Consider the following 11,406-nt stretch of genomic DNA (forward strand, 5'->3'; position numbering starts at 1 on the left):
GACCCGGCCCGGCCAGCCGGCCCCCCAGACGCCGGACCTCGACCGCGCGGCCACTGCCGGCCCGGCCACGGGCGGCGCGAGCCCGACCGTCTCTGTGCCCGGGCTGGGCGCGTCCGTTCCTGTCGTCGATCTTCACTCGACGGCGTCGGCACCGCCCGACGCCGCGCCACCACAGACCCCGGAGACCGCCAGCAGCGGGTCTTCGGAGCACGCCGCCCCTGACCCCGGCGCTCCCATCCGCCTCAACACCGCCCGCGTCCCGGCGAGTTGGCCCGATCTCAATCGGCCACCGACCGCCCAGCCGCGCGTGGCGGCACCGTCCGGCCAGGCCCCCGCCGGCGGTTCCGCCGCCACCGCACCGACCAGCCCGACCAACAGCCCCACCCGCCCCGCCGGGCCCGCCGGGCCCGCGCCCACGACCCCGTCGCGGGATCCCGTCGTCCCACCAGCGCATCGGGGCACCGGTGTGCCCGCGGCCGGGGCGACGACCGGTGGCGACGCGGACGGCGCCATCGTCGTCCTGCGCGGGGACAGTCTGTGGACGATCGCGGCCCGCCACCTGGGGCCGACCGCCACACCCGAGCAGATCTCGGCGCAATGGCACCGCTGGTGGGCTGCCAACGCCGACGTGATCGGCGACGACCCGAACGTGATCCTTCCCGGCCAACGCCTCATCCCACCATCCGGGCCTTAACCCCGCCCTGCACCCTCGGAGCCAGCCGTGACCGCCACCTGTGCCCAGACCCTGCCGCGCCGATCATCATCGGCCTCCAGCATGCGGCTGCTCCCCGTTACCCCGACCGAACCACCGTTCGACGACGAACGCGGTGCGCCGGCGGCCCCGGGCGGCCCCGCTCGGCCGGCGCGCACCCACCTCGGCCACGGCGCGTCGAGCGGGCGTCACGTCGGCACGGCCGGGCCGAGTTCCGGGCGGGTCTCCACCACGCTCGTGGACCGCACCCCGCGTCGCCTGACAGTCCCGGATCAGCTTCTCGGCGGCTCCGGCCGGCCGGCGCACCCCTCGGTCGGTCCCCCGCCCGCCGTCGGTCAGCGGCCCATGGCCGACGGCCGACGGATCGCCCCGCCCAGACAGGCTGCGGTCATCGTCGTCCGCGCGATCGTCGAGGCGCTCGGCGGGGTCCGCCCGGTCTCCCATCTCGCCAACCTGACGACGCCCCGGCTTCAGAACGACCTTGAGCGCACCGCCGCGCAGTTCGGCCGACGCCCCGCGCAGGTGCGCAGCGTACGGGTCAGCGAGCCGCGGCCCGGCGTCGCCGAGGTGTCCGCGGTGATCAACCGAGGCACGCGGGTGGCCGCGCTCGCCCTGCGGATGGAGTCGGCCGGCGGCCGCTGGCGGGTGACGACCCTGCAGGTCGGCTGAGCGCCGACCACGGATCTCCACTCACGCGATCAGGTCCGGCCGGTCAACGCTCCGGCCGGACCCACGCTCTCCTGCTCGGCTCCTACTCGGCCTCGGCGTTACGCCGGGCCGGATCGCCATGGCAGCGCTTGTACTTGCGGCCCGAACCGCACGGGCAGGGCGCGTTGCGCGCGGGCCGGTTGTTCGCACCCGTCGCTGAGCCGCCCCCGGAAGCGTCACCCACGCCGCCGCCCGGCGACCGTCCGGCGATCCCGTTCTCGAGGGTGGTGACCGGCCCGGAACCGCCGTCGACCGACGGCGCCGTGTAACGCAGGCCGCCGGTCGGCCGGCGTGGCTCCAGGCCCTTGACGAACACCGGCGGCGGGCTGGACGGAGCCGGAATCTCCGGTACCGGGGGCTGGGTCCGCCCCGTCGTAGCCGGGGCGTCCGCCTCGGGCGGCGACACCGCGGACGCGGCCGCGGCCGGGGTCGGCAGGCTGGCGGCGCCGGCCGGTCCGGCGGGCATCGGAACCTCGGCGATCGCCTCCTCCGCCGTTTGGCCTTCCTGGCCCGCGACCTGAACCTCGACGTTGAACAGAAGGCGGACGGACTCCTCCTTGATGCCCTCCATCATCGTCTGGAACATGTCGAAGCCCTCGCGCTGGTACTCGACCAGCGGGTCGCGCTGCCCCATCGCCCGCAGGCCGATGCCCTCCTGCAGGTAGTCCATCTCGTACAGGTGCTCGCGCCATTTGCGGTCGAGCACGGCGAGCACCACCCGCCGTTCCAGCTCCCGCATCACAGGTTCCTCGTCGGGAGTGTCGCCGAGCTCGAGTTCCCGGCGGTCGTAGGCCTCCTGCGCGTCGGCCTGAATGTCCTCTAGGAGGTGGTCCGTGGTGAGCCCGTCACGGTCGTCGACGTCGGGGGCCTCCACGCCGACCGGGTAGAGCTCGCCCAGTGCCGTCCACAGGGTGTCGAGGTCCCACTCCTCGGGGTAGCCGTCCGCCGTCGCTCCCCGGACATAGCCATCGAGGGTGTCATCGACGAAGTGCCGGACCTGTTCGTGCAGGTCGGCGCCATCGAGAACCTTGCGGCGCTCCTCGTAGATGACGGTGCGCTGCTTGTTCATGACCTCGTCGTACTTGAGGACGTTCTTGCGGATCTCGAAGTTCTGGCCCTCGACCTGGGTCTGGGCCGACCGGATCGCCCGCGTCACGATCTTTGACTCGATCGGGACATCCTCGGGAATGTTGAGCCGGTCCATGATGCCTTCGACGGCGGCCGCGTTGAAAAGCCGCATGAGGTCGTCGCCGAGGGAGAGGTAGAAGCGCGACTCGCCCTGGTCGCCCTGCCGGCCGGCACGGCCGCGGAGCTGGTTGTCGATCCGGCGGGACTCGTGCCGCTCGGTGCCGAGCACGTACAGACCGCCGGCGGCGACGACCTCCTCGTGCTCGGTCTTCACCGACTGGCGGGCCTTCTCCAGGGCCTCCTGCCAGGCGGCCTCGTAGTCTTCTGGGGTCTCGATCGGTGAGAGTCCACGCTGGCGAAGCTCCGCCTGCGCGAGGAACTCCGGGTTACCGCCGAGCATGATGTCCGTACCGCGGCCGGCCATGTTCGTCGCCACCGTGACGGCACCCTTGCGGCCGGCCTCGGCGATGATGGTCGCCTCACGCTCGTGATGCTTCGCGTTGAGCACCTCGTGCGGGACGCCGCGCTTGGCAAGCTGCTTGGACAGGTACTCGGACTTCTCGACGCTCGTGGTGCCGACCAGGACCGGCTGGCCGTTCTCGTGGCGCTCGGCGATGTCCTCGACCACGGCGTCGAACTTCGCGATCTCGGTCTTGTAGACGACGTCGGGCTGATCGAGCCGGACCATCGCCTTGTTCGTCGGGATCGGCACGACGCCGAGGGTGTAGATCTGATGGAACTCGGCCGCCTCGGTCATGGCGGTACCGGTCATTCCGGAAAGCTTGTCGTAGAGCCGGAAGTAGTTCTGCAGCGTGATCGTCGCAAGAGTCTGGTTCTCCTGCTTGATCTCGACCTTCTCCTTGGCCTCGATGGCCTGGTGCATTCCCTCGCTGTACCGGCGGCCATGCAGCACACGGCCGGTGAACTCGTCGACGATAAGAACCTCGCCGTCGGTGACGATGTAGTCCTTGTCTCGCTTGTAGAGTTCCTTGGCCTTCAGCGAGTTGTTCAGGTAGCCGACGAGCGGAGTGTTCACCGACTCGTACAGGTTCTCGATGCCGAGCTGGTCCTCGACCTTCTCGACACCGGACTCGGTGATGGCCACCGTCCGCTTGCCCTCGTCGACCTCGTAGTCGGTGTCCCGCTCGAGCAGGGGCGAGATGCGCGAGAACTCCGTGTACCAACGGGTCGGGTGGTCCGCCGGGCCGCTGATGATCAGAGGCGTCCGCGCCTCGTCGATGAGGATGGAGTCGACCTCGTCGACGACGGCGAAGTTGTGCCCCCGCTGGACCAGCTCGTCCGCGCTCCATGCCATGTTGTCGCGAAGGTAGTCGAAGCCGAACTCGTTGTTCGTGCCGTAGGTCAGGTCGCAGGCGTACTGCGCCCGACGGACCTCGGGCGTCATCTGCGGATGGATCACGCCGACGGTGAGCCCGAGGAAGCGATGGACACGACCCATGTTCTCGGCGTCGCGCTGAGCCAGGTAGTCGTTGACCGTGATGAGGTGCACGCCCTTGCCGGACAGCGCGTTGAGGTAGGCCGGCAGGGTCGAGACCAGCGTCTTGCCCTCGCCGGTCTTCATCTCGGCGATGTTGCCGAGATGAAGCGCCGCGCCACCCATGATCTGCACGTCGAAGTGCCGCTGGCCGAGGGTACGCCGGGCAGCCTCACGGACCACGGCGAACGCCTCGGACAGCAGATCGTCGAGCGTTTCGCCGCCCTCGGCCAGGCGCTGGCGGAACTCGTCGGTCATCCCGCGCAGCTCGCCGTCCGACAGCCCGGTGAAGTCGTCCTCGATCAGGTTCACCTGCTCGGCAATCGCCTTGAGCTTGCGCAGAATCCGGCCCTCACCGGCACGCAAGATCTTTTCTAGAACCACGGGCGAAACTCCTCCGGCAGGCACGTCGGCGAGGTCACCGACCACACGATGCTAGCCCCTGAGCCGGCCCCCACAACATCCATCGGTACGCGGTTCCCCCGGCGGCGATCGGAGACACCCCACGGTGGACCGTGAGCGCGGCGACGCGCGGGGTGGCGATAGCACTGACACCAACAACCACGACGAGACAGTGCGCGGTGGGACACGCGATGCTCACCCTTCCCAACGACCGGGAACACCGTCTGGTGCCCGCGGGCCGGGTGCCGATCCACGGCTGTCCGCCGACGGCGCGAAGGCTCCCCGAAGTGCGGCCGCCAGCCGCCGGCCGAAACCGTTACCGCCCCTGGCGGCGGACCCGATACAACAGGCGTATGCGACCTGTCGAACCCACCGAGATCACCGCCGGCCGGCTGCACCTACGACCGTGGCGGATCTATGACACCGAGGCCGTGTACAAGGCCTGCCAGGATCCGGAGATCCCGCGGTGGACACAGATCCCGACTCCGTACGAGCGCCGCCACGCCGAGGACTTCATCACCCGGCAGACCCCTGCCGCGTGGGCGGACGGCACGGGGGCGTACTTCGCCGTCGTCGACGCCACCACCGAGGTTCTGCTTGCTTCGGTCGCACTGATGGAAATCACCCCGGCCGGTGACGCCGAGATCGGCTACTGGTGCGCAGTCGCCGCCCGTGGTCAGGGGGTCGTCTCGCAGGCGGTGACGGCCGTGACCCGATGGGGCTTCGGCGCGCAAGGACTAGCCCGGATCGAATGGCGGGCCGCTGTGGGCAACCTCGCGTCACTCCGGGTAGCCCGAAAAACCGGCTTCACGCTGGAGGGGATCCAGCGGGCTGCCCTGGTGGTGGGCGGCGGCCAGCGTGTCGACTGCTGGGCGGGTTCCCGGCTACCGACCGATCCGCCGCCTCCACCCGACTGAACAGAACTCAGGTGATTTCGAGCAATTTCTCACGGACCGCGTAGACAACCGCTTCCATCCTGGAATGAAGCTGCAGCTTCTCCAGAATATTACGGATGTGGTTCTTCACGGTATTCTCACTGATATAGAGCTGCTTGGCGATATCGCGGTTGTTCATACCTTTGGCGACGAGCCGCAATACCTCCATCTCACGGTCGGTCAGCCGAGGCGTCGGCAGCTGCGGCCTGTCATCCTTGTTTTTGATCATGGCCGCGAACTCGCTGAGCAGCTTCGATGCCATGGACGGACTGATCAGGCTCTGTCCGCCGTAGACGGCGCGAATATCGGCCGCGACCTCGTCGATCGAGATCTCCTTGAGCAGGTAGCCCATGGCTCCCGCCTTGATCGCGTCGTAGAGATCTGCCTCCTCGTCACTGATCGTCAACATCACGATCTTCGCGCTCGGCACCGACTCCTTGATCGCGCTCGTGGCATCGATCCCACCGCGGCGGGGCATGCGCACGTCCATCAGCACGATGTCCGGAGCGGTCTCCTTGGCCATGGTCACGGCCTCGGAGCCGTCCGCCGCCTCCCCGACGACCTCGATATCGACTTCCTGCCCCAGCACCATCTCCAACCCACGCCGAAACAGAGCGTGGTCGTCGACGATGAGCACCCGAATGGGGTTCGCCTCCGAGGGCGTCGGCAGCGCCTCCTCAGAGCGCTGCTCGTCCACCGTCATCTGACCTCCTTAGGACCACCTGCGCCCCGGATCTGCCGTCCCGCGCGACTTTCGCGCGGGACGGCAGATCCGTGCACTCCGACACCCGAGGCAAATGGTCCCACGTCAGCCGATGGAGGTGACCTGCAGATCGTCTAAAGGGCGGAGTTCGCGAGGGCTCCCCGGTCCGCTCCCGACCGCGCGGCTTGGCTCCTCGCCCCCGCCGACGCGGCCACGGCCGCGTCGGATCCGGCAAGCCGGATCACCCCGTAGTCGTAGCCCACTCGGCGGTACACGACGCTCGGCAGGCCGAGATCGACGTCGAGGAACAGGTAGAAGTCGTGACCGACCAACTCCATGTTCGACAGCGCCTCTTCGAGCGTCATCGCGTCAGCCTGGTGAGTCTTCTCGCGGACGACCAGGGGCGCCTCGTTCGGGCCGCCGTCCTGGTCCGCCTGACGCTGGACCGAAGCGACCTCGTCGACCGGGGCCGCGACCACCGGGCGCGACGCCACTCCCGCCACGTGATCGCCCGTGGCATCGTGATGCGCACCGGCGGGCCGCGTGCCTTCCAGTGGCATCAGGCTCTCCAGCGGCACCGAGGTGATCCCCGCGGGCTTGCTCCCGGCGTGGTTGGAGTGGTGGCGGACCCGCCGGTCAGCGGCACGGCGCAGACGCTCAGCGAGCTTGCCGGCGGCCAGGTCGAGGGCGGCGTAGCAGTCGGCGGCGGCGGCCTCGGCCCGAATCACCGGACCACGCGAGTACACGGTGAGCTCGACTCGATCGCAGAAGTCGGCAAGCCGCGGATTGTGCTCCTTGGACAGCTCGACGTCCACGCGAATGATCTGGGAGTTCAGTCGCTCCAACTTGGCGAGCTTGGCCTCGACATGCTTGCGGAACCTGTCCGGAACCACGGTGTGCCTGCCCTTGACCACGATTTCCACGCGATCCACCTCCCGTTCGGATGCCAGCGCCGCGGTCGTTGCCACGACCCCGCGCCAGTGTCGTCCGGCGCCCGCCGGCCTCCCCGGCCGCTGGCCGGGGCGCCTTAGGCGCCCTGTCCACCGTCGTCACACCTTTCCGTCGTACCGATCTGCGGTTGGATTGCCCGCGTTCGGCTCCTTCCCCTCTGACGCGGCGCTACTCCGCCAGAACGCCCAGCATCAGCACGACGTACGAGCAATGCCGGGCCGAGCCGCGACGTTCAGGCCTGCGACCGGCCTGACATCGACCTGCGGTGCGGACGGTGCGTAGCGGTAGTTTCACCCCTACGAAGCATCGATCCCTGGTAGGCCGCGCCTTCCGCGCGTCGGATCGGTGGCGGCGACGACCACCGCGGCCGCGGGCCGGAGGGCACCGGCGCTCAGGCAACGCGCCGCCTCTCCCACGGTCGCACCGGTGGTCAGCACATCGTCGACGATCACGACCCGATGGTGTTCCAGGGTGTCCAGCAGTGCCGCCGAACGCCGTGGATCACTCATCGCGAACGCGCCGGCAAGGTTCGCCGCACGCGCCGCGGCACCGAGCCCGGCCTGGTCGGCCAGGCGCCGGGCCGGCCGAAGCAGCGGCACGACCCGGACTCGAAAACCCCTCCGCCGCAACACGGCGGCGGCCGCGGAGCACAGCAGCCCGACATGATCGAAGCCCCGTCTCCGCCGCGCGGCGGACGTCGATGGCACCGGGACAAGCACGAGCGTCGGTCCGCGCCGCAACCGGCTCACCGGTGCCCGGGGAAGATCATCTTCGGCCTGCGCACCAAGCGCCGCGAGTTCGAGCACTCGGGCGAGAGCGGCCCCCAGCGGACGGGCCAGATCCACGCGGCCGCGTTCCTTGTAGGCGAGAACCAGCGACCGGACCCGGCCGCCGTAGCGGGCCACCGCCAGACAGGGCGGCAGCCCTCGCCGCCGCGGGGTGGCCAAGGGGCCCGCGGCGGCGAGGATCGCAGGACCACGCAGCGTCGCCACGCAGGCCGGGCAGGCGGCTGCGGCGCGGGCGCCGCAGCCCGCGCAGCACAGCGGCACCACGAGGTCGGTCAGAATCGCCAGGCCGCGGGCCAGCAGGGGCGGGAGCACTCGGGTCATGCGAGAAGACTCGGCGCGTTCCCGGCGCCCGCCAACCCCATCGCCGCCGACTGTGGATATCGGACCCCGCAGCAACGACCCGGCTGTGGACAACAGCCACGGGCACCCCTGGCCGCCCGTGGCTGTCCACAGGTTCCGCGAGACTCCCACGCGGCCGTCCACAGGTGATGAGGTCACCGGTGCCGGGGCATCTCCGGATCTGGGACGATCGACACCAGACGGCTCATCCGGGGTCGCCCCGGCAGCAGGCGGGTAGCGGCCGACAGCGGTTCCAAACCGGCCGGTCCGAGCGGTACCGGCACGTCGGCCTCCGCACGCGCCGGAAGGAGGCCGAGAATCCCGGACAGGTACCGGGTTGCCCCGCTCCTCCGCCCGCGATCAGATTGATCGCGGACGCCGGGCTGGGCGCACGGGACGCATCAACGAGTGGAGGCATGACGATGACCGATGGACCCGGTTGGGCTGCACCTGGCGCACCCCCGGGAGGCGGATCCGGCGGCGCGCGATGGGGCACCCCGCTGCCGCCAGCCGGGCCAGGTGTCGGGCAGGCTCCCCCGCCCGAAGCCGGCGATCCCGGCCAGCCGCCGACCGGGCAGCCCACGGGATGGCCTGTTGGCCCACCGGGCCCGCAGAACCAGTGGCGCTGGAACGCCGCGGCCAAGCCGGGCATCATCCCGCTGCGCCCTCTGGCGGTCGGCGAGATCCTGGACGGCACCTTCGCGGCCATCCGCACGAACCCAGGCGCCACGATAGGGATCACTCTGGCCTCCGCCGCTGTCGTGGAGACCGCGTCAACGGCAATCACAATCAGCACGGACAACGCCTCGACCGCGGCCGGGGTCGTGGGCACCGTGGCCACGTTTCTGCTCGATCTCGTTCTCGGCCTGTTCCTGGCCGGTGTGCTGAGCGTGGTGGTCAGCGAGGCGACGCTGGGGAGCCGGATCGGCCCGACCGACGCCGTCCGGCGGCTCGCGCCCCGCCTCGCCGGACTTGTCGGCCTCACAGCCGTCGTCGCCCTGGCGATCGCGCTGGGCACCATTGCCCTGCTCATCGGCGCCATCATCATCGGTGTCTATCTGAGCCTCGCGACCCCCGTCTACGTGCTGGAGGGCGGCAGCCTTCGCCAGGCACTGCGCCGATCGATGACGATCGTGCGCGGATCCTGGTGGCGGACGTTCGGCATCCTTCTGCTGGCGTCGTTGGTCGCGTTGTTGCTCAGCGCGGTGTTTGCCATCGCCACGGGCCTCGTGGTGGCCGCCGCGCCGGGCGTGTTCGGCGACTTTCTCAACGGTGACCTCACGACCTCCGGCCACATCATCGAGGGACTGGGCAACCTGCTCGCGACCACGGTCTCGGCACCGATCATGTCCGGCGCCGTCGTGCTGATCTACGTCGATCTGCGGATCCGGCGCGAGGGCCTCGACGTGACGCTCTCCGAGGCGGCGCGAGCCCGCTCCGCAGGGGCGGGAACGCCAGGATGACACTCGGCGGCCCGGTCACCCGGGAGGGCGCTCGCGAGGAAGCCCGTCGCGAGCTTTCCCGCTCGATCTACCACGACGATCATTCGGGCTGGTGGAACCGTCTGCTCGGCTGGATCGGTGACCGGATCGTCGACCTGATCTCCCGGCTTGTCCCGCATGGCGCGGGAGGTGGCGACGGGCCCGGGTTCGGCGTGCTGTCGATCGTGGTCGTCGTCGCGGTCGTTCTTGTCGCGCTGCGCTGGTGGTTGGGTCCGGTGCGGCGGACCGCCCGAGCGCGGCCCCCCGCCGAGGACGACCTTTCCAGCCCGCTGAGCGCCGCCCAGCTCAGAGCTGAGGCCGACAATCACGCCGCTCTAGGGGACTACCTACTGGCAGTACGTTCGCGGCTCAGAGCCATCGTGCGGACGCTGGAGGACCGGGGCCTGCTCGATCCCCGGCCCGGGCGTACAGCCGGCGAGTTGGTCGCCGACGTGGCCGGGGCAGTCGCGGTGCCAAGGCCGGCCAATGCCGATCGGGGCCGCCCGAAGCAGGAGGACGTCGCTCCCGCGAACAGCGACCACGCACTGTCCGCCCTGGCCGCAGCCGTGCAGATCTTCAGCGACACCTGGTATGGCGGCCGACCCGGGTCGGCCGCGGACTACCAGGTGCTCGTGGACGCGGACACGGCACTGTCCCGGCTACGCCCGACATCCCGAGGGCACAGCGATGCGGCGGGCATGCCGGCGGTGCCAGCATGACCACCGGCGCGACCATGACGACATCCGGCGGCGGCCCTGGCGGCACGGCGCTGCGTTCGGGCCCACGCCCGCCCGCGGTGCGCCGCGGGCTCGTGGTGGGGGCTGTCATCGGCGTCCTGGTACTCGCCTTCGTCATCGTCTCCGCGCTCGTGACCCGGACTTCGGACCAGGACGCACTCGACATTCGCTCCCCGAGACCCGCGGGTGCCCGCGCGCTGGCGGAGATCCTGCGGGACCGGGGGGTCAGCGTGTCGGCGCGCGACGCCGTACCTCCGGGCGCTCAGCCGACGAGTACGCCGGACACCCTCGTCGTGCTCGCTCCCGGCCGGCTTGACCGTGGCACGCTCACCGCCCTGCTCGGCCGGGTCTGGCAGGGTTCCGACGTCGTCCTCGTCGGCGCCGACGACGCCGTGCTGGCTGCCCTCGACGTGAACGTCCAGGCCGCCAGTCATGATCCAGGCAGCGGCTCGACTCCCCGTTGCGCCCTACCGGAGGCGGTCGCGGCGGGGACGACCTCGCTCACCGGCTCGACGGCCTACACGAGCGCTGTCAGCGGACATCGCGCGGACATGCGCGTCGGCCTCTGCTTCGGCGATCCACCTCGCGCGGCCCGCCTCGCCGTTCTCACGCCCGGACTCGGTGAAGCGCCCGCCGGCGCGGTCGGCGGCGGCCGGCTGGTGCTGCTGGGTTCCGCGGACTTCCTCACCAACCGCGCGCTGGACCGGGATGGCAACGCGGCGCTCGCGCTCGGGTTACTCGGCCGCCACCCGGACCTGTCCTGGATCACGCCGGTCGCAGGCACGCCCGGCGGCGTGGGCCAGCGCGGTGTACTGCGGCTGCTTCCCGCCGGTGTGCGGTGGGCGTTGCTCCAGGTCGTCATCGTGATCGTGCTGTTGGCACTGTGGCGCGGACGCCGGCTCGGACCACCGGTGCAGGAGCCGCTTCCCGTCGTCATACGCGCCGCCGAGGCCGTTGAAGGCCGCGGCCGTCTCTACGCCGCAGCACGGGCACGGGACCGCGCGGCCGACGCGCTGCGGGCCGGCGC

The 11,406-nt window shown here is 70.6% G+C and carries 10 protein-coding genes; 6 read left to right on the forward strand and 4 right to left on the reverse strand.

Annotated elements, in window-relative coordinates; translation table 11 throughout:
• Positions 1–694, forward strand: a 694-nt coding sequence (locus MXD58_RS10555; RefSeq protein ID WP_250609264.1) for a LysM peptidoglycan-binding domain-containing protein, incomplete at its 5' end; no start/stop codon positions are given.
• Positions 695–721: 27 nt separating this feature from the next.
• Positions 722–1,381 carry an Rv3235 family protein gene (locus tag MXD58_RS10560; protein ID WP_250609265.1) on the forward strand — a complete coding sequence of 220 codons (660 nt, stop codon included), beginning with the start codon at positions 722–724 and terminating at the stop codon, positions 1,379–1,381.
• Between the two features lie 82 nt (positions 1,382–1,463).
• On the opposite strand, the gene secA is transcribed toward MXD58_RS10560, so the two are convergent.
• Complete coding sequence (secA, locus tag MXD58_RS10565; RefSeq protein WP_248841271.1) at positions 1,464–4,427, reverse strand: preprotein translocase subunit SecA; 2,964 nt, start codon at positions 4,425–4,427, stop codon at positions 1,464–1,466.
• 371 nt (positions 4,428–4,798) lie between these two features.
• Between secA and MXD58_RS10570 the strand changes: the two genes are divergently transcribed.
• Positions 4,799–5,362, forward strand: a complete 564-nt coding sequence (locus tag MXD58_RS10570; protein WP_248841270.1) for a GNAT family N-acetyltransferase — start codon at positions 4,799–4,801, stop codon at positions 5,360–5,362.
• 7 nt (positions 5,363–5,369) lie between these two features.
• Here MXD58_RS10570 and MXD58_RS10575 read toward each other — a convergent pair whose 3' ends face one another.
• The 3 genes from MXD58_RS10575 to MXD58_RS10585 form a co-directional block, all read right to left on the reverse strand.
• Entirely contained in the window at positions 5,370–6,083 is a 714-nt protein-coding gene (locus MXD58_RS10575; RefSeq protein WP_248841269.1) for a response regulator, read from the reverse strand.
• Positions 6,084–6,217: 134 nt separating this feature from the next.
• The gene (hpf, locus tag MXD58_RS10580; protein ID WP_248838360.1) at positions 6,218–7,006 is read right to left on the reverse strand and encodes a ribosome hibernation-promoting factor, HPF/YfiA family; all 789 of its coding nucleotides are present in this window, start codon (positions 7,004–7,006) and stop codon (positions 6,218–6,220) included.
• 324 nt (positions 7,007–7,330) lie between these two features.
• Positions 7,331–8,143 carry a ComF family protein gene (locus MXD58_RS10585; protein ID WP_248838361.1) on the reverse strand — a complete coding sequence of 271 codons (813 nt, stop codon included), beginning with the start codon at positions 8,141–8,143 and terminating at the stop codon, positions 7,331–7,333.
• Between the two features lie 434 nt (positions 8,144–8,577).
• On the opposite strand from MXD58_RS10585, the gene MXD58_RS10590 reads away from it, so the two are divergent.
• The 3 genes from MXD58_RS10590 to MXD58_RS10600 form a co-directional block, all read left to right on the forward strand.
• Positions 8,578–9,624, forward strand: a complete 1,047-nt coding sequence (locus MXD58_RS10590; protein WP_250609266.1) for a hypothetical protein — start codon at positions 8,578–8,580, stop codon at positions 9,622–9,624.
• Complete coding sequence (locus MXD58_RS10595) at positions 9,621–10,361, forward strand: DUF4129 domain-containing protein (RefSeq protein ID WP_248838363.1); 741 nt, start codon at positions 9,621–9,623, stop codon at positions 10,359–10,361. The genes MXD58_RS10590 and MXD58_RS10595 overlap by 4 nt, the downstream gene beginning before the upstream one ends.
• On the forward strand, positions 10,358–11,406 hold a 1,049-nt coding region (locus MXD58_RS10600), incomplete at its 3' end, for a DUF4350 domain-containing protein (RefSeq protein ID WP_250609267.1). The genes MXD58_RS10595 and MXD58_RS10600, both read left to right, overlap by 4 nt.

This window comes from Frankia sp. AgKG'84/4 (assembly GCF_023242965.2).
GTDB lineage: Bacteria > Actinomycetota > Actinomycetes > Frankiales > Frankiaceae > Frankia.

Excerpts from the sequence above, each read along its gene's own strand:
- MXD58_RS10570 (WP_248841270.1), top strand. The coding sequence starts at position 4,799 with ATGCGACCTGTCGAACCCACCGAGATCACCGCCGGCCGGCTGCACCTA.
- MXD58_RS10575 (WP_248841269.1), bottom strand. The coding sequence starts at position 6,083 with ATGACGGTGGACGAGCAGCGCTCTGAGGAGGCGCTGCCGACGCCCTCG.
- MXD58_RS10585 (WP_248838361.1), bottom strand. The coding sequence starts at position 8,143 with ATGACCCGAGTGCTCCCGCCCCTGCTGGCCCGCGGCCTGGCGATTCTG.
- MXD58_RS10590 (WP_250609266.1), top strand. The coding sequence starts at position 8,578 with ATGACGATGACCGATGGACCCGGTTGGGCTGCACCTGGCGCACCCCCG.
- MXD58_RS10595 (WP_248838363.1), top strand. The coding sequence starts at position 9,621 with ATGACACTCGGCGGCCCGGTCACCCGGGAGGGCGCTCGCGAGGAAGCC.